The organism is Methylobacterium sp. 092160098-2, assembly GCF_028920805.1.
GTDB lineage: Bacteria > Pseudomonadota > Alphaproteobacteria > Rhizobiales > Beijerinckiaceae > Methylobacterium > Methylobacterium fujisawaense.
Window position 1 is genome coordinate 4,984,239 of record NZ_JAQPZJ010000001.1, and the last position, 24,640, is coordinate 5,008,878.

A 24,640-nucleotide genomic window follows, 5' to 3' on the forward strand; every position below is an offset into this window, starting at 1 on the left:
GAAGCCTCTCGTCCCTCACCCCAACCCTCTCCCGCACGGGAGAGGGGGCGCGTCGCGCTCTGTCGTTCGCGTCCGTGTCCGACCCAGATGTGTGGACATCGCGGATCATTGCGGGGCCGGCATCCGCAGGTCGAGGGTGAGAGGGAACTCGGCGCTCGATTCCGGCCGGGGCATGTCGATCCGGCCGGGGGTATGGCCGTGCGGCTGGAACCGGGCGAGGCGGCGCCCCTCCGCCTCGTAGGCGTTCACCGGATGGGTCTCGTAGTTGCGGCCGCCCGGATGGGCGACGTGGTAGCGGCAGCCGCCGAGCGAGCGCCCGTTCCAGGCATCGAGGATGTCGAAGGTGAGCGGCGAGTGGGCCGGGATCGTCGGATGCAGCGAGGAGGCCGGCTGCCACGCCTTGAAGCGCAGGCCCGCCACGGCCTCGCCGCCGCGGCCGGTGCCGGTCATGGGCAGCCGGCGGCCGTTGCAGGCGATGACGTGCCGCTCGGGCACGAAGCCCTCGACCTTGACCTGCAGCCGCTCGACCGAGCTGTCGACGAAGCGCACGGTGCCCCCGCTGGTCCCTTCCTCGCCCATCACGTGCCAGGGCTCCAGCGCCTGGCGCAGCTCCATCCGGACCCCGCCCTGCTCGACCGTGCCGAAGACCGGGAACCGGAACAGGGCCTGCGCCTCGAAGGCGACCGGATCGAAAGCGTACCCCGCCGCCCGGAGATCCTCCAGCACCGAGAGGAAGTCGGACCAGAGGAAATGCGGCAGCATGAACCGATCGTGGAGGTTCGTGCCCCAGCGGACACAGCCGCCGGTCTGCGGCTCCCGCCACAGCCAGGCCACGAGGGCGCGGAGCAGGAGCTGCTGCGCGAGGCTCATCCGGGCGTCCGGCGGCATCTCGAAGGCCCGGAACTCCAGCAGGCCGAGGCGCCCGGTGGGCCCGTCCGGCGAGTAGAGCTTGTCGATGCAGATCTCGGCCCGGTGGGTGTTGCCGGTGACATCCACGAGGATGTTGCGGAACACCCGGTCGACGAGCCAGCGCGGGATGTTGGGCGCGTCGGGGGCGGGGATCTGGGCGAGCGCGATCTCCAGTTCGTAGAGCCCGTCGTGGCGCGCCTCGTCCATGCGGGGGGCCTGGCTCGTCGGGCCGATGTAGAGGCCCGAGAACAGGTACGAGAGCGCCGGGTGGCGCTGCCAGTAGAGCACGAGGCTCTTGAGTAGGTCGGGCCGGCGCAGGAACGGCGAATCGTCCGGCGTGACGCCGCCCATGACCACGTGGTTGCCGCCGCCGGTGCCGGTGTGGCGCCCGTCGGTCATGAATTTTTCCGCGCCGAGCCGGGTTTGCCTCGCCTCGGCATACAAGTCGGTGGTGATGGCGACCGCCTCCCGCCAGGAGGCGGCCGGGTGGACGTTGACCTCGATCACGCCCGGATCGGGGGTGACCTTGATCACGCCGATCCGCGGGTCGTAGGGCGGCTCGTAGCCTTCCAGCTGGATCGGCAGGTTCAGCTCGGCGGCGGCCGCCTCCAGGTGGCCGGCGAGTTCGAGATACTCGTCGGCGCGCTGCACCGGCGGCATGAACACCCGCACCACCCCGTCGCGGGGCTCGATCGAGAGCGCCGTGCGCACCGCGACGCCGGTGATCCCTGAACCGTTGACGGTGGTCGCGCCGGGACGCCCGTCGGTGAGGGGCGGGCGCGACTCCAGGGGGTCCTGCGGCTGGTAGTAGGGATAGTGCTCCGGCGGCACGTAGGGCAGGGACGACAGGGGCAGGCGGAAGCCCACCGGCGAGTCGCCCGGCACCAGGAAGGCGGCGCCGCGCCGGAAGTCCCAGGCTTCCGAGATCCAGACCCGGTCGGCATCGCCGTCCCTGCCGGTGGGCAGGCTCGCCAGCGGCAGGACGTAGCCCGCGGCCTCAGCCAAGCCCCGCTCGTAGACCCGCCTGATCCGGGCGTCGAACTCCACGGAGCCGGACCGGGCCGCGGCGGGCGTGACGTTGACCGGCAGTTCGGCGGCCTTCTTCTCCCAGACCTCGCTGTCCTCGAAGGCCGGGATGACGTAGTCGGCGAGGCCGAGGCGGCGGGCCAGCGCGTCGGCGAGGGCCTTGGCCTGCGCGATCGTGGCTTCGCCCGCCTGGCCTGCGGCCGCCTCGGGGGCGATCAGGTCCGGATCCCGCCAGATCGGCTGGCCGTCCTTGCGCCAGTACAGGGCGAAGGCCCAGCGGGGCAGGCTCTCGCCGGGATACCACTTGCCCTGGCCGTAATGCAGCAGCCCCCCCGGGCCGAACCGGTCGCGGAGGCGCCGGATCAGCGTGTCGGCGAGCCCCCGCTTGGTCGGGCCGACCGCGGCGATGTTCCATTCGGGCGATTCGAAATCGTCCACCGAGACGAAGGTCGGCTCGCCGCCCATGGTCAGGCGCACGTCCTGCGCGGCGAGGTCGGCATCGATCCGCTCGCCGAGCGCGTCCATGGACGCCCAGACCGCGTCCGAGAACGGCTTGGTGATCCGCGGCGTCTCGGCGACGCGGGTGATGCTCATTGCGAAGCCGAACTCGGTCTTGGCCGGTTCGACGGCCCCCGAGATCGGCGCGGCCGAGCGGTAATGCGGCGTCGCCGCGAGCGGGATATGGCCCTCGCCGGTGAGCAGACCCGAGGTCGCGTCCATGCCGATCCAGCCGGCGCCCGGCAGGTAGACCTCGGCCCAGGCATGCAGGTCGGTGAAGTCCGACGCGGTGCCGGTGGGGCCGTCGACCGCGACGGTGTCGGGCACGAGCTGGATCAGGTAGCCGGAGACGAACCGGGCGGCGAACCCGATCCGGCGCAGCACCTGCACGAGCAGCCACGCCGAATCCCGGCAGGAGCCGCTCTTGAGGCGCAGGGTCTCGGCGGGCGTCTGGACGCCGGGCTCCATGCGCACGCCGTAGGCGGTCTCCCGGGCGATCTGGGCGTTGAGCGCCACCAGGAACTGCACGGTGCTGGGTTCCGCGGGGAGCCGGGCGAGCAGCGCCGCCATCTCGGGGCCATCCGCATCCACCGGCGCGCGGTAGGGGGCCAGCTCCTCGGCGAGGTCCGGGTCGTACGCGAAAGGGTGGGTCTGGGCGTAATCCTCGACGAAGAAGTCGAACGGGTTTATCACCGCCAGGTCGGCGGTGAGGTCGACCTCGATCTTCAGCTCGTCGGTCTTCTCCGGGAAGACGAGGCGGGCGAGCCAGTTGCCGCTCGGATCCTGCTGCCAGTTCAGGAAGTGGTTGGCGGGCGTCACCGTGAGCGCGTAGGCCGGAACCTTGGTGCGCGCGTGCGGGGCCGGGCGCAGGCGGATCACCTGGGGGCCCAGGCTGATCGGCCGGTCGTAGCGGTAATGCGTGACGTGGTGCAGGGCGGCTTTGATCGACACGATGGCTCCGTCTGAAGGATCGAATCCGGCCTCGGCGCCGGTTCCGGACGTCACGGCGGGTCGACCATCGCCCCCCACCGCGCGGTTATGCGACACGAACCGAGACACAAGCAATTTCCGTGCGGCGGCGCCCAGGCCTCCGAACCTCTGGCCGGAACTTTGCCGCCTGGCCCCGCTTTGACCGGCAGGTGGGCCGGGTGCCGGCCCGGGACCGCGCGATGAAGATCTTCCAGTGCCAGGCCTGCGACCAGCCGGTCACCTTCGAGGCGACCGCCTGCGAGAGCTGTGCGCGGCAGCTGGGCTATACGTGCGTGGTCCACGAGGTCTCGGCCCTGGAGCCGCAGGGGGCCTCGGCGCACCCGCTGATGGGCGGCGCACAGGTTTTCCACGCCTACGCGGATCCCGGACGGCGCTACCGCCTGTGCAACAACGCCGTTTCGGAGGCCTGCAACTGGCTGGTGCCGGAGGACAGCCCCGACATCTACTGCACCGCCTGCCGCCACAACCGCGTCGTGCCGGATCTGTCGCAGACCTGGAACCTCACCCGCTGGCGCCAGATCGAGGCCGCCAAGCGCAGGCTGTTCTATTCGCTGCTGCGCCTGGACCTGCCGCTCGCCACCCGCGCCCAGTACACGGACGGGCTGGCCTTCGACTTCCTGGCCGATCCGTCCGAGAGCTTCTCCGGCGGAATGCCGGTGCTGACGGGGCACATCAACGGCCTGATCACCATGAACATCGCCGAGGCCGACGATGTCGAGCGGGAGCGCCGCCGGATCCTGTTCGGCGAGCATTACCGCACCCTGCTCGGCCATTTCCGGCACGAGATCGGACATTACTTCTGGTACCTGCTGGTGATGAACAGCCCCACCATGGGGGCCTTCCGGGCGCTGTTCGGCGACGAGCGCCTGAACTACGTCCAGGCGCTGCAGAACCATTACGCGCGGGGCGCGCCCGCCGACTGGGACGAGGCCTACGTGTCGGCCTACGCCACGGCGCATCCCTGGGAGGACTTCGCCGAGACCTTCGCGCATTACCTGCACATCGTCGACACGGTGGAGACCGCCTCGACCTTCGAGCTGCACGTGCGCCCGCGCCTGCGCCACGGGCAGGCGGCACCGACCGTGATCGACTTCGACCCCTACAACACCCAGGATCTCGACCGGCTGATTGCGGCGTGGCTGCCGCTGACCTACGCGATCAATTCGCTCTCCCACAGCATGGGCCAGCCGGCGCTCTACCCGTTCAAGCTGACGCCGACGGTGATCGCCAAGCTCGCCTTCGTGCACGAGCGGATCTACGCCTCCCGCACCGGCATCCTGCCGGATGCCGGCGAGGCGGGCGCCGAGATGCTCCGGGCGGTGATCCTGGGCCTGCGCCAGAAGGTGCCTGCGCCGACGGTGTGAGGGCAGGGCGGACGGACGGGCGCCTCACGCCCCCCCGTGACGTTCCGCGAAGGCGCGGAACGCCGCCAGGGTCTCGGCGCTGACATGGTGCTCGATCCCCTCCGCGTCCCGCCGGGCGGTCTCGGGGCTCACCCCCAGCGCGCACAGGAAGCGTTCGACGATCCGGTGGCGCTCCCGCGCCTGGGCGGCGAGCCGGCGGCCGGCCTCGGTCAGGAACACGCCGCGATAGGGCCGCTGCTGGACGAACCCGTCCTCGCACAGACGCTTGAGCATCTTGGCGACGGTGGGCTGCGCCACGCCGAGGCGGGCCGCGATGTCCACTTGGCGCGCCTCGCCGCCGTCGCCGATCAGGTCGTCGATCAGCTCGACGTAATCCTCGACCAGCTCGGACCGCCGCGCCTCGCGGGCCTGCCGGAAGCTCTCCACGTGCCGCTCGGGATCGACCAGCGCGGTCTCGGGCGAGCCCGGCTCGGACGGTTCCTGCATCGGCTCTCCCTCTCGGCACGCACACGCCGCCCCGCCCCTGTCTAGCAAAAACCCGCGGCCGGAGGGGAGTCCCACGCGGCACGCGGAAAACCCCTTGAATCCCGCGGCCGCAGCCCTGAATATAGCCCGAGCTATATCTTTGAGGAGAGGGTGAGCATGGTGGCGCCGAACGCCGGGACGGCCCCCGGGGGCGCCCCGCCCGGGGCGATGAGCCGGCGGACGGAGAGCGCCATCCGCGACGTCCTCGAAGGGCGGGCGGGTGGACGGGGCCGGTTCCTGCTGTTCGCGGGTCCGGCCGTGACGGCGTCGATCGCCTACATGGACCCCGGCAACTTCGCCACCAACATCCAGGCCGGCGCCCGCTACGGCTACGGGCTGCTCTGGGTGGTGCTGCTCGCCAACTTCACGGCGATGCTGTTCCAGGCCCTGTCGGCCAAGCTCGGCATCGTGACCGGCAAGAACCTCGCCGAGCATTGCCGGGACGCGACGTCGCGGCCGGTGCGCCTCACCCTGTGGGGCATCAGCGAGGTCGCCGCGATGGCCACCGACCTCGCGGAGTTCCTCGGCGGCGCCATCGGCCTGTCGCTGCTCACCGGCATGCCGCTGATGGCCGGGATGGCGATCACCGCGATCGTCACCTACGCGATCCTGCTCCTGGAGCACGAGGGCTTCCGGCCCCTGGAGATCGCCATCGGGGCGATGGTCGGCACGATCGGCCTCTGCTACGCGATCGAGCTGCTGATCGCCCCGGTGGCCTGGGGCGAGGCCGCGAAGGGCCTCGTCACCCCGCGGATCCCGGACGCGGAGGCGCTCACCATCGCGGTGGGGATCATCGGCGCCACCGTGATGCCGCACGCCCTGTTCCTGCATTCCGGCCTGACCCAGGGGCGCGGCAGCCCGCGGAACGAGGCCGACCGGCGCCTTCTGGTGCGCTACTCCAACCGCGAGGTGGTGGTGGCGCTGCTGCTCGCGGGCCTCGTCAACATGGCGATGGTGATCATGGCGGCGGCGGCCTTCCATGCCGGCCACAGCGGGGTCGCCGAGATCGGCGAGGCCTACCGGACCCTGACGCCGCTGCTCGGCCCCGCGGCCGGGGCGGCCTTCCTGGTGTCGCTGCTCGCCTCCGGGATCTCCTCCTCGGTGGTGGGGACGCTCGCCGGCCAGCTGGTGATGCAGGGCTTCACCGGCTGGCGCATCCCGCTCCTCGTGCGCCGGCTCGTGACCATGCTGCCCGCCTTCGTGGTGGTGGCGATCGGCGTCGATCCGACCCGGGCACTGGTCCTGTCCCAGGTGGTGCTGTCGCTGGCCCTGCCGGTGCCGATGGTGGCGCTGGTGGTGTTCACCCGCCGCCGGAGCGTGATGGGTCCCTTCGCCAACGGGCCGCTCACCCAGGCGGCGGCCGTCGCGGGGGCGGCCGTGGTGCTCGCCCTCAACATGGTCCTGCTGGCGGCGGCCTTCGGGATACCGGTGCCGGGGCTGGGGTAAGCCCGCGAGGCGGCCGGTCGATGTGATCGGCCGGCCCGGTTTTGCTCCTAGAACAGCGCGACGAGGGCGACGCCGGCGATCATCAGCACGCCGCCGAGGATGCGCCAGAGACTGGCGGGGTGGCGCTCGAAGCCGACCCACCCGAAATTGTCCAGCATGATCGATGTGGCGACCCCGGCCGTGACGAGGAGGCCCAGGAACGGGGCGGCCCCGATCTGACGGGCCACGACGAACTGCGCCAGAATGATGCCTCCGCCCAGGACCCCGCCGAACCACGCCCACCAGGGCATCCCGAGGGCTTGCGCGGCCGTCGGCCAAGCGAGCCTCCCGGAGATGAGCCCCACCGCGAGGATGCAACTCGCGGTCCCGGCGGCGACCACGAGGCCGGCGACCAGCGATTCGGCCAGCCCCTTCGACAGCGTCCCGTTCTGTCCGGCCTGGACGGCGTTGGCCACGCCGGCCAGCAGCGCGAAACCGTAGAGGTACCACATGGCTGAGATCCCGCCCGGTCAAACCGATCCCTAGGGCAGCCCGGGCCGGACGTCCGTGTTCCTCGGCAGCCTCTGTGTCCGAACGCCGCGACGGCCCTCAGGCCGCGCCCCTCGGAGGCCGGCGGAGGGGCGGCCCCTCACGTCGCCCGCACCACCACCTCCACGAGGTTGGTCCCTCCCGACCGGATCCCGGCCTCGATCGCCGGGGCGATGTCGGCGGCCCGGGTCACGCGCTGCGCGGGGACCCCCATCGAGGCGGCCAGGGCCGGAAAATCGATGCGCGGGTCGGTGAGGTCCATGGCGATGAAGCGGTTGGCCCGCACCGAGGCGTAGTGCGCCTGGCCCTTCATGAAGGTCTTGAGGATGTTGTACTCGGCGTTGTTGATCACCACGAAGGTGACCGGAAGTTTTTCGTGCGCGGCGGTCCAGAGGGCCTGGGGCGAGTACATCGCGGCCCCGTCACCCACGACGCAGACCACGGGCGCCCGGTCGAGCCCCAAGGAAAACCCCACCGCGGCCGGCATGCCCCAGCCGAGGACGCCGCCGCGCATCGCCGCGTATTGATGGGCCGACGGGCTGTCGAGGAAGGTGCGCAGGTGGGTCAGCGTCGCGGGCGCCTCGTCCACGATGGTGGTCTCGGCCCCGACCGCGCGGGCCACCTCCCGGGCGGCCACCAGGGGCGCGATCACCGGATCCTCGAAGGCCGCATCCGCCGCGGCGGCGAGCGTCGCCCGCCGCTCGGCCCGGGCGGTCACCGCCTGGGCGCGCAGCTGCGCGAAGGCCTCGGCCCGGTCGGCGAGGCGGGGGCGGAGCAGCGGCAGCAGGGCGTCCAGCGAGGCGCGGATGTCGCCCACGGTCGAGAGGCTCGTGGCATAGGTGCGCCCGAGGTCGCGCACGTCGGCCGAGAGCTGGAAGACCTGCACCCCCGGCGGCACCGCCGAGACCTCCGAATAGAGCACGGTGATCAGCGACTTGCCGCCCAGCGCGAACACCGCGTCGTAGCGCCCGAGGATGGCGGCGATGGCGTCGGCCCGGGTCGGCAGGTTCCCGGCCCAGAGCGGGTGCGCGGTGGGAAAGGGGATGTGGGCCGGCCAGGACGAGCCGTAGACCGGCGCCGCCAGCAGGTCGGCGAGCGCGACCATCTGGGCCGAGGCGTCCGAGGCGTCGATCTCGTCCCCGGCGATCAGGGCGAGGCGGCCGGGCGCGATGGCGGCGAGCTTGTCCGCCAGCCGGTCGAGGGAACCCGCCACCGCCCGCTGGTCGATGGTCGAGGTCTCGCCCGCCGGTACGGCGCTCATCGCCTCCATCACGTCCATGGGCAGGGACAGGAAGACCGGGCCGGACGGGGCGGCGGCGGCATCGTGGAAGGCCCGGCGCAGCAGGATCGGGATCTGGTCCGGGCTCGTCACCTCCCGGGCCCACTTCATCACCGGGTCGGCGATGGCCACGAGGTCGCCCATCAGCAGCGGGTCGGTCAGCGCGTGGCGGAGATCCTGCTGCCCGGCGGTGACCACCAGCGGCGTGCCGGAGACCTGGGAATTCACGAGCCCGCCCATGGCGTGGCCGAGGCCGCCCGCCGTGTGCAGGTTGAGGAAGGCGGGCCGCCGGGCGCCCTGCGCGTAGCCGTCCGCCATCGCCACCGCGGTCGCCTCCTGCAGGGCGAGGATGTAGGCGATGTCCGGCGCCTCGGTGAGCGCGTCGATGAGCGGCAATTCGGTGGTGCCGGGATTGCCGAAGATGTAGCGCACCCCCTCCGAGCGCAGCACCTCCACCAGGAGGTCGGCGCCCCGGCGCCGGCCGGCGGTCTCCACGGTCTCGATCGACATGCCCTGTCCTCTCCGGCGGAATCAGCGGGAGGCTAAACCATGGGCGGGCCGGGGCAATGCCGCGGCTCCGCCCGCATCCCGAGAGCCGACCGAGAGCCGAACCGTCACGCCGAGCGTGAAGAGGGGGCCGGAAGAGGGGGCCGGCGCCCGATGCGGCCCCCTTGCGGACGGCGTGCGGCGGGCCGCAACCGATCGGCAGCCTTTCTGGCGTAACCTGCCGTGGCCGGGATGCTCCCGCCCCCTCAGGCGCAGGCCTGAAGGTCCATGCCACCGACCAGGACGACACCCATGCGGATCGCGGCTCCCCTTGCGCTCCTGGCCACGCTGGGCCTCCCCGCCATCGCGCAGGCGCAAGGCTTGGAGCGCGGCGCCCAGGAGGGCGCCTCGCGCGGCGAGGAGATGGCGGGCCCCCTCGGGGCGATCGTCGGCGGCGCGATCGGTGCCGCCGTAGGCACGGCCAACGGCATCCTCGGCGTCGACCGGCGGGAGCGCTTCCGCATCTACGCCCTCGGCGAGCGCCGCCCGTCCGTCGCCCTCGCGGGCCCCGTTCGGGTCGGAACCGTGCTACCGGAGGAGGGCGTCGTGTATTACGATGTCCCGCGCGAGTTCGCTTTGCCGGAGTACAGCTACACGATCGTCAACGGCCATCCGGTGCTCGTCGAGCCGCGCACGCGCCGCATCGTGGAGGTGATCGACTGACGGTTCCCTCCCGGTGGGCGCGGCTGGCGCGGCTGAGGGATTCGGCGAGATGGCGCGGGCGATCCGCTGCGGAGGACACAGGTGGCCCAGACCGCGATCCTGTCGGCGCCCCCGGTGACGGGATGAGCGCGCGCAACACCGCAGAGGCCGATCGGAGACACTGGTTCTACGACAACCGGCTCCTGGTCTGCGCGTTCTGTCTGCTCGCGTTCGTGGTCATCTTCTGGCAGGTGAGCCGGTTCGAAGGCTTCCAGCCCATCTTCACCTGCGCCCGGGATCAGGACGTCGATCGCGGGCTGCTCTCCGCCGGGATGCGGGCGTGCATGAGCGACGCGACCTCGCAGGCCGCCCAGGCCCGCTGCATGCACGTCGTCTACGTGCTGGCCTGCACGGAGGAGCGCTGGCGCTGACGCCGCCGCGTCAGGGCGCGCCAAACGCTCCCCCAGGCCGAGCGCCAGGAACGCCGCGGGCCCGGGGGCAACGGCGAGACGGATCGCCGTGCGGGCGACGCGGTTGCGCAGGCGCCGGGCCCGCCAGAGGGCGCCGGTCTCCACCGCGAGGCCGCGGGCGTAGAGGCTGGCGCGCAGGCTGCGGGCGTCGCAGGCCGGCGGCCTCAACGGCGTCGCCGATCACCACCGACCCGTCGCGCCTCATGACCGGACGGAACGGCGCCCCCATCGGAAACCCTATGCGGATCGAGCCCGCGGACGACGCGCATCATGTCAGCGACCATCGCGGTGCTCTGCGGTCTCCCCGCCTCGGGCCCGGGGCGGAGGCCGGGCGACGCTCAGGCGCGCAGCTGTGCCACGAAGGCCCGGATGAACGGCGGCAGCCCGTCGAGGTCGCGCAGGCACAGGGTCAGGTCGCGCCGCGCCCAGGAATCGGCGAGGGGCACCACCGCCAGGGCGAGGCCCTGGGCGGCGCGGGCGGCGGCGCTCTCGGGAAGGACCGCCAGCCCGACCCGTGCCTCGACGAGCCGGCAGACGGCGTCGAAGTCCCGCAGCTGCACCCGCAGGCGCATCGGCCGCCCCTCCCGCACCGCCTGGGCGACGAGGAACCGGCTGATGGCGCTGCGCCGGTCGAGGCCGACGAGGTCGTGGCCGAGCAGCTCGGCGAACGGGATCGTCCCGCGCGCCGCCAGGGGGTGATCCCGGGCCGCCACCAGCACGAACCGGTCCTCCCGGAACGGGAAGGTCCGCAGCGAGCCGGTATCCACCGTGCCGGACAGGATGCCGAGATCGGCCGCCCCCTCGGCCACCAGCCCGACGATCTCCTCGGAGGTGCGCTCGTCGATCTCGACGCCGATCCCGGGGTGATCGGCCAGGAAGGCCGAGAGCGCGTCCGGCAGGAACTCGGTCAGCGCGTTGGTGTTGGCCAGCACCCGGATCTGGCCGAAGGCGCTCCCCGAGAAGGCCGCCATCTCCTCGCGCAACCGCTCCACCCCGGCCAGGACCTCCCGGGCGTGGACGAGGAGGGCGCGCCCGGCCGGGGTCGGGCTGACGCCCTGCCGGCCCCGGGTCAGCAGCGCCGCGCCGAGGGACTCCTCCATCAGCCGGATCCGCGTCGAGGCGGCCGCCAGGGCGAGGTTCGCCCGCGCGGCCCCGTGGGTGATCGAACCGGCCTCGACCACGTGCCGGAACAGGCCGAGATCGGTGAGATCGAACCGCATCATCGCGCAGGCGCCTCCCGACACGCCATCTGCACCGGCGCAGCCCGGAACCGGCCCTGGACCTGCCCTGCCCTGGCCTGGCCCGGCCCGGCCCTGGCCCGGTCGCGCGTCGACGGCCCCGGCCGTCGCCGGGCCACGGTAGCGGGCGGCCGCCCGTCTGTCAGGAATTCCCACCGGCCGCGCCCCGGCATCGGCCCGAGCCCGAGCCCAGGGGGCGCTGCAGGAACGGCCGGGCGCGCCGGTCCCGGGCAGAGACGGACCAGTCCCGAGGTATCCGACACGGTATAGCGCGCGATTTCACCGGTCTATCGACTTAGAAAATCCGGGTCAATTTCGGAACAATCCAAATATGGCCCCCGCAAAAGTCAATAATTCTACAAATATCAGCAATCCTGTTTCAATTCAGATTTACCGGACGTTAACGCCGCATGTCTCAATGATCATCGAATAGTCTTGCAAGGCTTCGCGACGATGGCTTCTGCGTCAGAACATTGGATCGACCGGCCGTCCCGCGATCGCCTGCGGCGCTCCGGCTCCGATACGCCCGCGAACCGGTCTGGGCACCGCTGATGGACGCGCTCCTCGTCGACGACAGCGCCACCATGCGGATGCGCCTCCGCCGCCTGCTGGAGGCCAAGCCCGACATGTCCGTCACCGATCACGGCGACCCGGTCGCCGCGATGGTCGAGGCGCGGATGCGGGCCTTCGATATCGTCCTGGTCGACTGCCACATGCCCGGCATCGACGGGATCGCCTTCATCCGGCAGATGCGGACCATCCCGCATTACGCGCAGGTGCCGATCGTGATGATCACGAGCGACATCTCGGACGCGGTGCGGCTCGCCGCCCTGGAGGCGGGGGCGACCGATTTCCTCGACAAGTCCATGCAGGGCGTCGAACTCACCGTCCGGCTGCGCAACATGATCCGGCTCGCCCGGGCGGTGCGGCGGCTCGCCGAGCAGGCGGCTTGGCTCGACGGCGCGGTGGAGGCCGCCCTGCGCCACATGCGCGAGCGCGAGGAGGAGATCATCTTCCGCCTGGCGCTGGCGGTCGAGTACCGCGACAACGACACCGGCGATCACACATGGCGGGTGGCCCGCTACAGCCAGATCGTCGCCGAGGGGCTCGGGCTGGCGCCGGATTTCTGCCGCAACCTCTATCTCGCGGCGCCCCTGCACGATGTCGGCAAGGTCGGCATCCCGGACGGCGTCCTGCTCAAGCCCGGCCGGCTCGACCGGGACGAGTTCGACCTGATCAAGACGCATCCGGCGATCGGCCGGCGCATCCTGGGCGGGAGCGCCTCCGAACTGATCCGGCTGGCCGCCGAGATCGCCGAGTTTCACCATGAGAAATGGGACGGCGGCGGCTACCCGCACGGGCTCGTCGGCGCCGCGATTCCCCTCTCGGCCCGGATCGTCGCGGTGGCGGACGTGTTCGACGCCCTGACCACCGCGCGGCCCTACAAGGCTGCGCTGCCCTTCGACGCGGCCCTGGACTGCATCCGCGCCGACAGCGGCCGCCACTTCGACCCGGCCTGCGTGGAGGCCTTCTGCGCGCGCTTCCCGGACATCCGCATCGCCGGCGGGCAGAACCGGGCGGGGATGCGGCCGAATGCGGGGCCGGTCACCGAACCCTGGGCGCGGGTGCCGACCCTGCTCCGCGAGGTCGCCGCCCCGTCGCCGGCCCCGGCGGGATGGCGCGTCAGCAGCCCCGAGGCGCTCCTGACGCCATCGGTGAACCCGGGCTCGTCTGCGCCGTTGATCGCGGACTCGCACGGATCACGGACGGAGCCGCACCATGACCACGACCTGGAAGACGCTGCCGGAGATCGCCCTGGCCCGCCGGATCTCCCTGGACGCGGCCCGGCGCCTGGTCGACGGGGCGAAATGCCCCAAGGTGTTCCGCGCGGACGGCACCGTCTACCTCATCTGAGCGCGGGCCGGGCGGATGACGCATCCCCCGGGAGCCCCTAACCTTCCGGCATGCGCATCTTCCACACGCCCGATTCAGGCCGGCACGATCCCGAACGCTACCTGCGGCGCGGCACGCCGATCCCGCATCCCGAGCAGGCCGCCCGCTACGCGATCCTGCACGACGCGGCCCTGCGGGGCGGCCACGACCTCGGCGAACCGGCCGATCACGGCCTCGACCCGATCCGGGCGGTGCACGATCCGGACTACGTGGCGTTCCTGGCCGAGGCCTGGGCGCGCCGGGGCGAGATCCCCGACATCGGCGACGAGATCCTGACCGGATCCTTCGCCCGGCCGCAGATGCACCGGAGGCCCGCCGGCCTCCTCGGGCGGCTGGGCCTCTACACCGCCGACACCTCGACGCCGATCCGCGCCGGCACCTGGGCGGCGGTCTACGGGTCGGCGCAATGCGCGGTCGCGGCCGCCGACGCGGCCCTCGCGGCGGGACACGCCTACGCCCTGTGCCGCCCGCCCGGCCACCACGCCTACGCGGAGTCCGCCGGCGGCTTCTGCTTCCTCAACAACAGCGCCATCGCGGCCGAGCGGATGCGCGCCGCCACCGGCGGCCCGGTGGCGATCCTCGACATCGACGTCCATCACGGCAACGGCACGCAGGGGATCTTCTACGCCCGCGCCGACGTACTGACGGTCTCGGTCCATGCCGACCCGTCCGACTACTTCCCGTTCTTCGCCGGCTACGCCGACGAGACCGGGACCGGGGCGGGGGCGGGGTTCAACCGCAACCTGCCGCTGCCGCCGGGCTCGGGGGACGCGCCCTGGCTCGAGGCCCTGGAGGCGGGTCTCGCGGCTGTCGCCGCGCACCGGCCCCGGGCCCTCGTGGTGGCGCTGGGCCTCGACGCCGCCGCGGACGACCCGATCGGCGCCCTCGCGGTGACCCGGGCGGGATTCGTCGGGGCCGCGGAGCGGATCGCCCGGGCCGGGCTGCCCACGGCCCTGGTGCAGGAGGGCGGCTACCTCTGCGCGGCCCTGCCGGACAACCTCGCGGCCTTTCTCGCGGCCTTCGACGCCGCGCGCTGAGCCCCGCATCGCGTCCGCCCCCGCGGTGCGGGCGTGATGCGATCGTGATCGCCGGGGCGCCGGATCGGCTACCCGGATGTGGTCGACCCGATGCCACAACCGACCTATCAGGGCGGGGCGGGCGCCGCCGACGCGTCCCGGGCGGGAGGAACGGACGATGGGCGCGGGCGAGGTGGGCTTAGGCGAGGCGGCCAGCGCTCCGTGGTACGCGGGTCTCACCCGGCGCCACTGGCGGATCCTGTGGGGCAGCTATCTCGGCTGGATCTTCGACGGCTACGAGGCGGTGGCCCTGGTCTACGCCCTGCGTCCGGCGCTGGCCTCGATCCTCACCCCCGAGCAGGCCCAGGCGCCGGCCTCCTACGTGGGGCTCGCCATCGGCATCACGCTGCTCGGCTGGGGGATCGGCGGCCTCATGGGCGGGATCGCGGCCGACTATATCGGCCGCAAGCGCATGATGATGATCTCGATCCTCGGCTACGCGGTCTTCACCGGGCTGACCGCCTTCGCCGGGAGCTTCACGCAGCTCGCGATCCTGCGGTTCATCACGGGGCTCGCCATCGGCTCGGAATGGTCCACCGGCATCGCCCTGGTGGCCGAGACCTGGCCGAACCGGGCGCGGCCGAAGGGCTGCGGCTTCCTGCAATCGGGCTTCGGCGGCGGCGCGGTGCTGGCCGCCATCGTGTGGGCCGTGCTCGCGGCCACCGAGCCCCTGGGCCCGGAATCCTGGCGGATCCTGTTCGCGCTGGGTGCCCTGCCGGCCTTCGTCTGCCTGTACCTGCGGCGGGCGCTGGAGGAATCCGAGCAGTGGATGCAGGCGCTCAAGGCGCAGCGCTGGGCCGCCACCGCGGAGGATGCCGGCCACGCCCCGCGGGCCGCGCAACGCCCCTTCACCCTGGCGGAGATCTTTCGGGAGCCGGAGAGCCGGCGGCGGGTGCTGCTGGCCACCGCCATGTCGTTCGCCACCACGGTGGGCTGGTGGGCGGTCTCGTCCTGGCTGCCGGCCTACACGGAGGGGCTGGCCAAGGCCGCGGGCGAGCCGGCCAACCTCTGGGGCCCGCGCATGGGCATCATCTACAATGTCGGGGCGATCACCGCCTACGTGATCTCGGGCTTCGTGGCCGACGCGATCGGGCGCCGCGCCTTCCTGCTCGTCACCTATGTCGGCTGCATCGTCACGTCGCTCGCCTGCTACCTCTGGACCGGCGGGCTGGTGCCGTTCATGGGGCTCGCCTTCCTGAACGGGTTCTTCACCCTGGGCTTCGCCTTCTCATGGATGGCGATCTACCTCGCGGAGCTGTTCACCCCGGCGGTGCGGGCGACGGCGGCGAGCGTGGTCTTCAACGGCGCGCGGCTGATCGCCTGGATCTTCCCGATCCTCGCCGGGCAGATCGTGACCGCCTTCGGGGGCGTCGCCGCGGCGGCTCTGACCCTGTCGAGCGTCTACGTGATCGGCCTCGTGGTGCCGTGGTTCATGCCGGAGACGCGGGGCCGGCCGCTGCCGGAATAGATCGATCCGCCGGGTCCCGCCCCGCCGGCGGCCGGCGGTCCCGGGCCCGGCCAGACGCAAAGCGGCCCCCGACTCCGGTGGAGCGGGGGCCGGATCCTGCGCAGGCCGCCATGGGCCCGCCCGGCCCAGGGGGCAGGGCGGAGGCCGGTCCTAGTCCTCGTCGTCCTCGTCGTGGTGCCGGCCCTTGAGCTTGGCGAAGACCGAATCGGCATCGAGCCGCTCCTCGCGGCCGCCGTGATCGTCCGCGTGCTCCCGCTCGTCCGCCTCGCGGGCCGTGGAGACCTCCGTCGGCAGCAGCGAGGCGCCGGATTCGGCCGCCACCGCGGCCGGGCGGTCGGCCGCCGCGCGCTGGACCTCGAAGTCGAGGTTGATCTGGGTGGTGAGCCCGAGGGTCACCGGGTCCATCGGCTGGAGCGAGCCCGAGTTCCAGTGGGTGCGCTCGCGGATCTGCTGGATCGTCGACTTGGTGGTGCCTACCAGCCGGATGATCTGCGAATCCTTCAGCTCCGGGTGGTTGCGCAGCAGCCACAGGATGGCGTTCGGCCGGTCCTGGCGGCGGGAGAGGGGGGTGTAGCGCGGGCCCTTGGTGGTGCGCTTCACCTCCGGCAGCTTCACCTTCGAGACGGCCGGCTTCAGCTTGTAGTGCGGCGCCTTCTGGGCCTTCTCGATCTCGTCGCGGGTGAGCTGGCCGGTGGAGACCGGGTCGAGCCCCTTGATGCCGGCCGCGACCTCGCCGTCGGCGATGCCCTTCACCTCCAGCGGGTGCAGCTTGCAGAAATCGGCGATCTGCTCGAAGGCCAGCGAGGTGTTCTCGACCAGCCAGACGGCGGTCGCCTTGGGCATCAGCGGACCCTGGGACATGTCTCTCGTGCTCCGGCCTGGCGGGACGGGGGCCGGGCATCGGGCCGCGGGCTCCGGATGACCGATCCGGATGTCCCGTCTCACGCTGTCGAATGGGGATGAGGCACTATAGGCCCGGGCGGGGAGGGGCGCAATCACGGGTTCGGCGGTTCGGAGAGCCCGCCTGCGGATTCACCGGGGGCCGGGACGACCGGCCGCCCCTCAGCGCGGGCGCACCCCGTCGAGGAACAGCCGCACCGCCGCCTGCCGCCGCCGCTCCTGCGTCTCCGGATCGGTGGCGATGCCGTAGAGGGCCGCCTGGGACGACCGGCCCAGGACGAGGCTGAGGAACAGGTCGGCCGCGATCTCGGGATCCGCCACGGCGATCCGGCCGCGCCGGGCGAAGGCGTCGAGCAGCTGCGCCACGGCGCGCACGCCCCGCAGCCAGCCCTCCTCGTGGGCCAGCCGCGCCAGTTCGGGAAACTGCAGGGCCTGGGCCACGAGGTTGCGCTTGAGCATGGCCGCCCCCGGCGACTGCCCGTGGGCCAGCAGGGTGCGGCTGAGATCCTGCAGGGCGGTCTCGACGTCGTCGCTCCCGCCCTGCGCGGCCTGGGCCTCGGCGGCGGCGGAGAGCGGCGCCAGCCACGCGGCGATCCGCTCGCGCAGGACCGCCTCGAACAGGGCCCGCTTGTCGCGGTAGCGGGCATAGACCGTCGGCTTGCTCATCCCGGCGGCCTCGGCCACCGCGTCGATGGAGGTGGCGTCGAAGCCGCGCTCCAGGAACAGGGTGGTCGCCACGGCGATCAGGTGCGCCTCGCGCCGGACCGCCTCCGCGCGCGTCGGCCGGCCGCCCCGCCGCTGTCCCGCCTCCGCTCCCGCGATCTCCGTGACCGTCACCCGCGATTCTCCTTGCCCGAAGCCGTCCCGCGCATTATCAAAACGATACCGTACCGTTTTGATTCTGGCCAGACCCGATGGACGCACGTCGCAGCGACAGCTTCAAGAGTGCCGACCCGGTCGCGGGTGCCCCGGCGCCCGCCCCGGTCGCCGCCGCCGCGGTCCCGGCCCAGACCCAGACCCCGGCCCAGGTCCCTGCGCCGGCCTCCGCATCGGCGCCGCGTCGCCGCCGCGCGCGGATCGTGCTGCCCCTCCTCGGAGTTCTCGCGCTGGGCGGCGCCGGAACCTACGGCTGGCACTGGTGGACCGTCGGCCGCTTCCTCGAGGTGACCGACGACGCCTATCTCCAGTCCGACAAGGTGACGGTGGCCCCGCGCATCGCCGGCACCGTCGCGGAGGTGCGGGTCGGCGACAACCAGCCGGTCAAGGCCGGGGACGTCATCGCCCGCCTCGACGACCGGTCCTACCGGGTCCAGCTCAAGCAGGCCGAGGCCGAGGTCGAGAAGGACAAGGCGCAGGTCCTGGGCGTCGCCGCCGCGATCATCCAGCAGCAGGCGCAGGTCGCCTCGTCGCGGGCCGACCTCGCCAATGCCGAGGCCGCGCTGACCTTCGCGCAGCAGGAATACACCCGCTACCAGAACCTGCTGCAGACCGGCTCCGGCACGGTGCAGCGCCAGCAGCAGGCGGATGCCGACCTGCGCCAGCGCCACGCCGCCCGCGACAAGTCCGCCGCCGCGCTCGACGCCGCGCAGAAGCAGATCGACAGCCTGAAGGCCCTGGAGGCCAGCACCCGGGCGAGCCTCGAAGGGGCGCGGGCGAAGGTCGAGGGGGTGAAGCTCGACCTCAGCTACGCCACCATCCTGGCGCCCATCGACGGCGTGGCCGGCGACCGGGCGCTGCGGATCGGGCAGGTGGTCTCCCCCGGCACCGGGCTCCTGACCCTCGTGCCGATGGGCCGCGACATCTACCTCGTGGCGAACTTCAAGGAGACCCAGACCGGGCACATGGTCGAGGGCCAGCGCGTCACCGTCACGGTCGACGCCTTCGGCGACCACGCATTCGAGGGCCGGATCGAGAGCTTCTCCCCGGGCACCGGCTCGCAATTCGCGCTGCTGCCCCCGGAGAACGCCACCGGCAACTTCACCAAGGTGGTGCAGCGCGTGCCCGTGCGCGTCGCCCTCGATCCCGCCGACCCGCTCGTCGGCCGCCTGCGCCCCGGCCTGTCGGTGGAGGCGACGGTCCACACCGCCGACCCGGTGGAGCCGGTGGATCCCGCCCGCCGCAGGCCGAAGCCCGCCCCGGCGCTGGTCAGCGAGGCCCTGCCCCGATGAGCCCCGTGCCGGCCGTGGCCGGGCCCGAGGCGAAGGCGAGCGCCCGGGACTGGCTCGCCGTGTTCGGCGCGATCCTCGGCGCCTTCACGGCGATCCTCGACATCCAGATCACCAACGCCTCGCTCGCCGACATCCAGGGGGCGCTCGGCGCCTCCACCGAGGAGGGGAGCTGGATCTCCACCGCCTACCTGATGGCCGAGATCATCGTGATCCCGCTCACCGGCTGGCTGTCCTCGGTGATCGGCCTGCGCCGCTACCTCGCGGTGAACACCCTGCTGTTCACCGCCTTCTCGCTGGCCTGCGCGCTCTCGACCAGCTTGAGCCAGATGATCCTGTTCCGGGCGGGCCAGGGCTTCACCGGCGGCGTGCTGATCCCCACCGCCATCGTGATCGTGCGCACGCGGCTGCCGAAGAGCCAGCAGGCGGTGGGCATCGCGCTGTTCGGCCTGACGGCGACCTTCGCGCCGGCCATCGGCCCGACGGTGGGCGGCTGGCTCACCGACAACCTGTCCTGGCACTACATCTTCTACCTGAACCTGATCTTCGGGCCGATCGCCGCGGCGATCCAGCTCGGCGCCTTCGAGGCCGCGCCCGCCCGCTGGGGCGAGTTGCTCAAGGGCGACTGGATCGGCATCGGCCTGATGGCGACCGGGCTGCCGGCCCTGACCTTCGTGCTGGAGGAGGGGCAGCGCAAGGACTGGTTCGGCTCGCCCGTGATCGTCGAGGCGAGCTGGCTGGCCGTCGCCGGGATCACCGGCTTCATCGTCCGCGAGCTGACGGCGGCCAAGCCCTTCATCAACCTGCGGGTCCTGGCCAACCGCTCGGTCGGGGGCGCCTGCGTGCTGATGACCGTGCTGGGCGCGGTGTCGTTCGGGTCGATCTACATCATCCCGGTCTATTGCGCGCAGATCCAGGGCTACAATGCCGAGCAGATCGGCACCGTGGTGATGTGGTCGGGCCTGCCGCAGCTGGTCCTGTTCCCGATGATGCCCCTGCTCATGCGCGCCGTCGACGCCCGGCTGCTCGTGGTCACCGGGACGCTGTTCTTCATCGCGAGCTGCTGGATCAATGTCGGCCTGACCCACGATGTCGGCGCCGACAAGCTGATCCTGCCGCAGCTCATGCGGGCCATCGGCCAGCCGCTGTTCACGATCCCGCTCTCGCAGCTCTCCACCGTGGGCCTCGGCCCGCGCGACACCGCCGACGCCTCGGCGCTGTCCAACATGATGCGCAACCTCGGCGGCTCGATCGGCATCGCCCTGCTGTCGACCATGATCGACCGGCGGGAGCACTTCCACTTCTCGGTGCTGGCGGAGGCGATCACCGTCAACGCGACCCGCACCCAGGACCGGCTCGCGGCGCTCGCCGCCGGGATGCACGCCCGCATCGCCGACCCGCTGGCCGCCAAGGGCGCGGCTCTGGGCATGCTGGCGCAACAGGTCCGCCGCGAGGCCACCGTCATGGCCTACGCGGACGGGTTCTGGCTGGTGGGGGTGAGCCTCGTGGCGAGCCTCGCCGTGGTGGCGATCCTCAAGAAGCCCCAGCGCGCCGCCGGGCCGGTGGAGGCGCATTGACGGGCCGATGCGACGCCGGGGGCTACTTCCCCGGCAGGTTGTGGACGATCGGGAAGAACGTGTCCTTCCAGTCCTTGGGCTCGGCCTTGATGGTCTTCATCGCGTAGAAGTGCCGGGCCTGGAGCATGATCCCGTAGGGGGTGGTGGAGAAGTTCGTGCCCGGCTCCTTCATGATCGCGACCAGGGTCTCGGGGGGCGTCTTCTCGTTGGTGGCCGCGACGTAATCCTTGGCGGCCTGGAGCGGGTCCCGGGCGATCGCGGCATTGGCCTCGTCGATCGCAGCCACGATGGCGGCGGCGAGCTTGGGGTTTCGGGTGTACCAGCCGGTCCGGGCGTAGAGGATCGCGTTGCTCACCGGCTCGCCGACGAGTTCGAAGGAGTTCAGCACCGTGTGGATCGCCGGATCCTGCAGCTCGCGCTGCTGGAACGGCGGCAGCGAGAAGTGGCTGTTGATCTCGTTGTGCGGGCTCGCCAGCGCCGCCACCGCGTCGGGATGGCCGAGCTGGACGGTGAGCGGGTCGAGCTTGGTGGCGTTCTCGGGCCCGAAGGCCTTCTTGGCGGCGATCTGGAGCAGCACCGCCTGCGAGGAGACCTTCACGGAGGGCAGGGCGATCTTGTCCTTGCCGGAGAAGTCGCCGAGGGTCTTCACGTCCGGGTTGCGGGTGAGCAGCAGCATCGGCGTGGTGCCGACGCCGCACAGGCCCTTCACGTCGCCCCGCGTCCGGTCGTTGAGCAGCAGCATGTTGGTGGAGCCGCTGTCGACGATGTCGATATTGCCCGAGAGCAGCGCGTCGTTGCCGGCGGCGCCGCTCGTCAGGTTGACCCACTCCACCGCGACGTCCCCGAGGCCGGCGGCCTTGGCGTGCTTCTCGATCAGCTTGTGCTGCTCGGCGAGGACGGCGGGCAGGTAGACGAAGCCCGGCTGCCGGCTGATCCGCACCTTGGCGTCGTCGGCCCGGACGGGGGAGGCGAGCGCCAGCCCGGCCAGCAGGAGGGCCGGTCCTGCCCGCAGGAGCCGGCGGCAGCCCAGCAGCAACGCGCCCGTCCGCGACGTACCCACCATGACGCATCTCCCTGTGACCCCGGCGGATTCGTGTCCGATCCGGATGTGTCGTTGGGCGCGAGTGGACAGGTTCGGGTCGGCGCGCGCAAGGCCCCGCCGCCCCGATCCGCCGATTCCGGCGCGGCAACGTCCCCCGATGCGCGACCGGCGCGGCCGACGATCGGGCAGGCTCCGCACCGCCGGACGCAGCGCCCGCGCCGGGGCCGCCACCGTCGCGGGCACTCAGCCCGCCGAGAAGCCCCGGACCGCCGCCCGCACCAGCGCGTCGATCATCGGCCGCACGTCGTCCACGCCGAGGGGCCCGAGGCTGCCGAGATCGGCGAGATAGGTCATGCCGTGGACGCTGGACCACAGCGCCCGCGCCATCACGGGGATCTCCGCCTCGGCGAGGCGGCCGCCGTCGCGCAGCACCCCCTCCAGGATCCCGAACAGGGCCGCGATGTCGGCCTGCACCGAATCCGGCGCCGCCACGGTGCGGCGCTCGAAGATCGCCGCCCAGGCGGCATGGTGCCCCGCCGCGAAGGCGAGATACGCATCGGCCAGGCACAGGAGCCGCGCCTCCGTCCCCCGCGACGGACAGGCCGCCAGCGCCTCCGTGAGGGCGTCCCGGAGCCGCCGCATGGTGACGGCGTTGGCCTCCAGCCGCAGCACTTCCAGGCTGTCGAACTGCGTGTAGACCGAGCCCACCGCCGTGCCGGCCCGCTCCGCGACGCCGCGGGCGGTCAGCGCCGCCGCGCCGCCCGCGTTCAGGATCGCCACCGCGGCTTCGATCAGGGCCCGGCGATCCGCCGCGCGGTCGCCCGGCTCCTTCCGCGGCCGTCCGCGCACCTTTTTATGAACCTCGTTCATTTTATCCCTTGCGACGCGGCGCGCCGCGTGTTTTACCTGTTTCATGAACGACGTTCAATAAATTACGGATGCGATCCGGCCCGTCGTTCTTCGCGAGGTGAACCGTGATGAGGACCCTCTCCTTCCTGATGCGCGGCGTGATCGCCGACAACGCCCAGGCGATCCACGACGCCCATGCCGTGACGATCCTGCGCCAGCAGATCCGGGAGGCCGCCGGAGCCCTGGCGGCCGCCCGGCGGGAACTGGCCGTCGCCCTGGCCTACCACGCCGCCGAGATGCGCGCCCTCGACGCCATCGGGACCCGCATCGACACCCTGTCGGACGGGGCGCGGCGGGCGCTGGCCGACGGCCGCGAGGATCTCGGGACCGGGGCGGCGATCCACATCGCCGCGCTGGAGGACGAGCGGGCCGACCGCCGGGCCGCCGCCGAACGCTTCGCCGCCGAGGTCGAGCGGCTGAAGCGCCTCGTCGCCCAGGGCGGCGAGCGGCTGCGGGATCTCGACCGCGGGCTCCAGACCGCCCGCACCACCGAGGCGCTGCGGCGGGCCGGCCTCGAGGGCCGCCGGGTCACGACCCTGTCGGCGGGGGCCCTCGGGGAGGCCGAGCGGACGCTGGCGCGCCTGCGCGAGCGGCAGGGGGCCGAGGCGGACATCGCCGCCGCGCTGACCGAGCTCGAGGCCGATCTCGAGGCCGGGACCGCGGGCGGGATCGAGGCCGATCTCGAGGCGGCGGGCTACGGCCGCCCCCGCACGGACCCGCGGGCGGTGCTGGACCGCCTCAGGGCCGGGGCCTGACCGGCGCCGCACGAACCCCCGTCCGATCCTTCCTCAGGAGACCGCACCATGACACCGCAGATGCCCCATACCGGCGCCTGGAAGACCTTCACGCTGGTCAGCTTCGCCGCCGCCGCCGCCATGCTGACGATCGGCATCTTCTTCCTGCCCGCGGATATCTGGATCAAGGGCTACCTCGCCATGGCGTCGCTGTTCCTCACGGGCACGACCTTCACCCTGGCCAAGACCCTGCGCGACGAGCACGAGGCGAAACGGCTGATCAACAAGATCGAGGACGCCGCCACCGAGCGCGTCCTGCGGGAGGCGGTGCCGGGCCGGCTCTGAGCCGATCCCCGAGGTCGGCGCCGCTCAGTCCGCAGCCTCCAGGAACGCGGCGACCACCCGGGAGAATTCCGGGGTCCGCAGGTAGCCGTAGGATTTGTGCCGGTTCTCGGCGCCGTCCGGCCTCCGGTAGGCGTTGATCACCGGCACGTCCCGCACCCGCACGCCGGCGGCATTCGGCGCGTAGAGGGCCGCGAGGTCGTCGCCCACCGTGGCGATGTCCTGGCGGTCCATCAGGTTGGTCCAGGCGGTGAGCGCCGCCGGCACCCGGAGGTCGCCGTACGCGTCGGCGAGCTTCAGCTTCAGCTCGGCGAGGCCGAGGGGCGCGCCGAGGGTGACCAGGGCGCAGCGGGGCATCGGCGTCCCCTCCGCCTCGGCGGCGCGCAGAACGTCGTAGGCGATCAGGCCGCCCATCGAGTGCGCGGCGATCAGCACGGTATCCGCCGCGGCCGCCGCCAGGACGTCGCGCAGGCGCGCCCGCGCCGCCGCCCGGAAGGTCGCGTCCTCGTGGTAGCCCCAGAGATCGTCGAGACGGTATTCCAGGATCAGGTCATCCACCGGCGTCAGCCCGGCGGCCTCCTGCAGGTGCGACAGGCCGCGATAGATCCGGTCGGTGAGGGTCGGCTCGGCGCGGTCCGGCTCCCCCGCCGGGGAGGGGAACGGCCCGAGGCCGTGATCGGGGCGGTAGGGCTCGCGGTTGCGGTCGCCCGCGAGCGGCTGCGGGTAGCGCAGGTCCGCCCAGTAGACGAAGGTGAAGGGCAGGTCGGCCTCCGCCACCCGGAGCCCGCGATTGCGGTCGAGCCCCTCGCGGATCGCGGCGCGCCACCAGGCGGCCTTCTCATCCCGGGGCGGCTTGTTGGCGAGCCCGTGGATGCCGATGATGTGCGCCCGACCCAGTGTCCGCTCCCAGACCGACGCGAATGCCGGCGGCTCAAGATAGGGCCGCCCCGCACGGACGGAACTGCGGCTTAGTTTCCGCGCGCCCGTCGCCCCCGCGCGTCAACCCGTTCGTC

At 72.4% G+C, this 24,640-nt stretch carries 20 protein-coding genes and 1 pseudogene; 11 read left to right on the plus strand and 10 right to left on the minus strand.

Features of this window, described 5'->3' with window-relative positions; genetic code table 11:
* Positions 1–105: 105 nt before the first annotated feature.
* Positions 106–3,384 (minus strand): transglutaminase family protein, encoded by a 3,279-nt coding sequence (locus PQI07_RS23585; protein ID WP_274927532.1) that lies wholly within the window; start codon positions 3,382–3,384, stop codon positions 106–108.
* Between the two features lie 218 nt (positions 3,385–3,602).
* Between PQI07_RS23585 and PQI07_RS23590 the strand changes: the two genes are divergently transcribed.
* Positions 3,603–4,787 (plus strand): zinc-binding metallopeptidase family protein, encoded by a 1,185-nt coding sequence (locus PQI07_RS23590; RefSeq protein WP_043379837.1) that lies wholly within the window; start codon positions 3,603–3,605, stop codon positions 4,785–4,787.
* A gap of 24 nt (positions 4,788–4,811) precedes the next feature.
* Here the strand turns inward: PQI07_RS23590 and mntR are convergent, their stop codons facing one another.
* The gene (mntR, locus tag PQI07_RS23595) at positions 4,812–5,273 is read right to left on the minus strand and encodes a manganese-binding transcriptional regulator MntR (protein WP_020093314.1); all 462 of its coding nucleotides are present in this window, start codon (positions 5,271–5,273) and stop codon (positions 4,812–4,814) included.
* Positions 5,274–5,429: 156 nt separating this feature from the next.
* On the opposite strand from mntR, the gene PQI07_RS23600 reads away from it, so the two are divergent.
* Complete coding sequence (locus PQI07_RS23600; protein WP_043357949.1) at positions 5,430–6,758, plus strand: Nramp family divalent metal transporter; 1,329 nt, start codon at positions 5,430–5,432, stop codon at positions 6,756–6,758.
* A 47-nt stretch (positions 6,759–6,805) separates the two neighbouring features.
* Here the strand turns inward: PQI07_RS23600 and PQI07_RS23605 are convergent, their stop codons facing one another.
* Together PQI07_RS23605 and PQI07_RS23610 are read right to left on the minus strand one after the other, a co-directional pair.
* Positions 6,806–7,249 (minus strand): DMT family transporter, encoded by a 444-nt coding sequence (locus PQI07_RS23605; RefSeq protein ID WP_043379712.1) that lies wholly within the window; start codon positions 7,247–7,249, stop codon positions 6,806–6,808.
* A gap of 137 nt (positions 7,250–7,386) precedes the next feature.
* Positions 7,387–9,075, minus strand: a complete 1,689-nt coding sequence (locus PQI07_RS23610) for a thiamine pyrophosphate-binding protein (protein WP_043756766.1) — start codon at positions 9,073–9,075, stop codon at positions 7,387–7,389.
* 288 nt (positions 9,076–9,363) lie between these two features.
* Between PQI07_RS23610 and PQI07_RS23615 the strand changes: the two genes are divergently transcribed.
* Positions 9,364–9,774 (plus strand): DUF1236 domain-containing protein, encoded by a 411-nt coding sequence (locus PQI07_RS23615; RefSeq protein WP_043356963.1) that lies wholly within the window; start codon positions 9,364–9,366, stop codon positions 9,772–9,774.
* Between the two features lie 122 nt (positions 9,775–9,896).
* Positions 9,897–10,184 (plus strand): hypothetical protein, encoded by a 288-nt coding sequence (locus tag PQI07_RS23620; protein WP_043356965.1) that lies wholly within the window; start codon positions 9,897–9,899, stop codon positions 10,182–10,184.
* A 377-nt stretch (positions 10,185–10,561) separates the two neighbouring features.
* Here the strand turns inward: PQI07_RS23620 and PQI07_RS23625 are convergent, their stop codons facing one another.
* Positions 10,562–11,446 carry a LysR family transcriptional regulator gene (locus PQI07_RS23625; protein WP_081948571.1) on the minus strand — a complete coding sequence of 295 codons (885 nt, stop codon included), beginning with the start codon at positions 11,444–11,446 and terminating at the stop codon, positions 10,562–10,564.
* Between the two features lie 566 nt (positions 11,447–12,012).
* On the opposite strand from PQI07_RS23625, the pseudogene PQI07_RS23630 reads away from it, so the two are divergent.
* The 3 genes and pseudogenes from PQI07_RS23630 to PQI07_RS23640 form a co-directional block, all read left to right on the plus strand.
* Positions 12,013–13,113 (plus strand): annotated as a pseudogene (locus PQI07_RS23630) (HD domain-containing phosphohydrolase); the annotation flags it as partial.
* Positions 13,114–13,425: 312 nt separating this feature from the next.
* The gene (locus tag PQI07_RS23635; RefSeq protein WP_274927533.1) at positions 13,426–14,451 is read left to right on the plus strand and encodes a histone deacetylase family protein; all 1,026 of its coding nucleotides are present in this window, start codon (positions 13,426–13,428) and stop codon (positions 14,449–14,451) included.
* Positions 14,452–14,608: 157 nt separating this feature from the next.
* Positions 14,609–15,958 (plus strand): MFS transporter, encoded by a 1,350-nt coding sequence (locus PQI07_RS23640; protein ID WP_043379718.1) that lies wholly within the window; start codon positions 14,609–14,611, stop codon positions 15,956–15,958.
* Positions 15,959–16,108: 150 nt separating this feature from the next.
* Here PQI07_RS23640 and PQI07_RS23645 read toward each other — a convergent pair whose 3' ends face one another.
* The gene (locus PQI07_RS23645) at positions 16,109–16,819 is read right to left on the minus strand and encodes a DUF1013 domain-containing protein (RefSeq protein ID WP_043352024.1); all 711 of its coding nucleotides are present in this window, start codon (positions 16,817–16,819) and stop codon (positions 16,109–16,111) included.
* A 201-nt stretch (positions 16,820–17,020) separates the two neighbouring features.
* The gene (locus tag PQI07_RS23650) at positions 17,021–17,695 is read right to left on the minus strand and encodes a TetR/AcrR family transcriptional regulator (RefSeq protein WP_051044827.1); all 675 of its coding nucleotides are present in this window, start codon (positions 17,693–17,695) and stop codon (positions 17,021–17,023) included.
* Between the two features lie 77 nt (positions 17,696–17,772).
* Here PQI07_RS23650 and PQI07_RS23655 point away from each other — a divergent pair, with 77 nt between their 5' ends.
* Positions 17,773–19,026: an HlyD family secretion protein gene (locus PQI07_RS23655; protein ID WP_274927534.1), complete on the plus strand. Its 1,254-nt coding sequence runs from the start codon at positions 17,773–17,775 to the stop codon at positions 19,024–19,026.
* Positions 19,023–20,600, plus strand: coding sequence for a DHA2 family efflux MFS transporter permease subunit (locus PQI07_RS23660; protein WP_274927535.1), 1,578 nt, complete (start codon positions 19,023–19,025; stop codon positions 20,598–20,600). Before PQI07_RS23655 ends, PQI07_RS23660 begins: the two co-directional genes overlap by 4 nt.
* A gap of 22 nt (positions 20,601–20,622) precedes the next feature.
* Here the strand turns inward: PQI07_RS23660 and PQI07_RS23665 are convergent, their stop codons facing one another.
* Positions 20,623–21,663, minus strand: coding sequence for an ABC transporter substrate-binding protein (locus PQI07_RS23665; RefSeq protein WP_111474019.1), 1,041 nt, complete (start codon positions 21,661–21,663; stop codon positions 20,623–20,625).
* Positions 21,664–21,885: 222 nt separating this feature from the next.
* Positions 21,886–22,512, minus strand: a complete 627-nt coding sequence (locus PQI07_RS23670; RefSeq protein ID WP_043756762.1) for a TetR/AcrR family transcriptional regulator — start codon at positions 22,510–22,512, stop codon at positions 21,886–21,888.
* Positions 22,513–22,619: 107 nt separating this feature from the next.
* On the opposite strand from PQI07_RS23670, the gene PQI07_RS23675 reads away from it, so the two are divergent.
* Both PQI07_RS23675 and PQI07_RS23680 read left to right on the plus strand, forming a co-directional pair.
* Complete coding sequence (locus tag PQI07_RS23675; RefSeq protein WP_274927536.1) at positions 22,620–23,306, plus strand: PspA/IM30 family protein; 687 nt, start codon at positions 22,620–22,622, stop codon at positions 23,304–23,306.
* 48 nt (positions 23,307–23,354) lie between these two features.
* Complete coding sequence (locus tag PQI07_RS23680; RefSeq protein ID WP_043357650.1) at positions 23,355–23,630, plus strand: YiaA/YiaB family inner membrane protein; 276 nt, start codon at positions 23,355–23,357, stop codon at positions 23,628–23,630.
* Between the two features lie 24 nt (positions 23,631–23,654).
* Here PQI07_RS23680 and PQI07_RS23685 read toward each other — a convergent pair whose 3' ends face one another.
* A complete protein-coding gene (locus PQI07_RS23685) occupies positions 23,655–24,524 on the minus strand; it encodes a lipase family protein (RefSeq protein ID WP_075380045.1) in 870 nt (289 codons plus the stop codon).
* Positions 24,525–24,640 lie beyond the last annotated feature (116 nt).

Excerpts from the sequence above, each read along its gene's own strand:
- PQI07_RS23610 (WP_043756766.1), bottom strand. The coding sequence starts at position 9,075 with ATGTCGATCGAGACCGTGGAGACCGCCGGCCGGCGCCGGGGCGCCGAC.
- PQI07_RS23660 (WP_274927535.1), top strand. The coding sequence starts at position 19,023 with ATGAGCCCCGTGCCGGCCGTGGCCGGGCCCGAGGCGAAGGCGAGCGCC.
- PQI07_RS23640 (WP_043379718.1), top strand. The coding sequence starts at position 14,609 with ATGGGCGCGGGCGAGGTGGGCTTAGGCGAGGCGGCCAGCGCTCCGTGG.
- PQI07_RS23605 (WP_043379712.1), bottom strand. The coding sequence starts at position 7,249 with ATGTGGTACCTCTACGGTTTCGCGCTGCTGGCCGGCGTGGCCAACGCC.
- PQI07_RS23600 (WP_043357949.1), top strand. The coding sequence starts at position 5,430 with ATGGTGGCGCCGAACGCCGGGACGGCCCCCGGGGGCGCCCCGCCCGGG.
- PQI07_RS23620 (WP_043356965.1), top strand. The coding sequence starts at position 9,897 with ATGAGCGCGCGCAACACCGCAGAGGCCGATCGGAGACACTGGTTCTAC.
- PQI07_RS23680 (WP_043357650.1), top strand. The coding sequence starts at position 23,355 with ATGACACCGCAGATGCCCCATACCGGCGCCTGGAAGACCTTCACGCTG.
- PQI07_RS23655 (WP_274927534.1), top strand. The coding sequence starts at position 17,773 with ATGGACGCACGTCGCAGCGACAGCTTCAAGAGTGCCGACCCGGTCGCG.
- PQI07_RS23665 (WP_111474019.1), bottom strand. The coding sequence starts at position 21,663 with ATGGTGGGTACGTCGCGGACGGGCGCGTTGCTGCTGGGCTGCCGCCGG.
- PQI07_RS23645 (WP_043352024.1), bottom strand. The coding sequence starts at position 16,819 with ATGTCCCAGGGTCCGCTGATGCCCAAGGCGACCGCCGTCTGGCTGGTC.
- PQI07_RS23625 (WP_081948571.1), bottom strand. The coding sequence starts at position 11,446 with ATGATGCGGTTCGATCTCACCGATCTCGGCCTGTTCCGGCACGTGGTC.
- PQI07_RS23670 (WP_043756762.1), bottom strand. The coding sequence starts at position 22,512 with ATGAACGAGGTTCATAAAAAGGTGCGCGGACGGCCGCGGAAGGAGCCG.
- PQI07_RS23635 (WP_274927533.1), top strand. The coding sequence starts at position 13,426 with ATGCGCATCTTCCACACGCCCGATTCAGGCCGGCACGATCCCGAACGC.
- PQI07_RS23590 (WP_043379837.1), top strand. The coding sequence starts at position 3,603 with ATGAAGATCTTCCAGTGCCAGGCCTGCGACCAGCCGGTCACCTTCGAG.
- PQI07_RS23615 (WP_043356963.1), top strand. The coding sequence starts at position 9,364 with ATGCGGATCGCGGCTCCCCTTGCGCTCCTGGCCACGCTGGGCCTCCCC.
- mntR (WP_020093314.1), bottom strand. The coding sequence starts at position 5,273 with ATGCAGGAACCGTCCGAGCCGGGCTCGCCCGAGACCGCGCTGGTCGAT.
- PQI07_RS23675 (WP_274927536.1), top strand. The coding sequence starts at position 22,620 with ATGAGGACCCTCTCCTTCCTGATGCGCGGCGTGATCGCCGACAACGCC.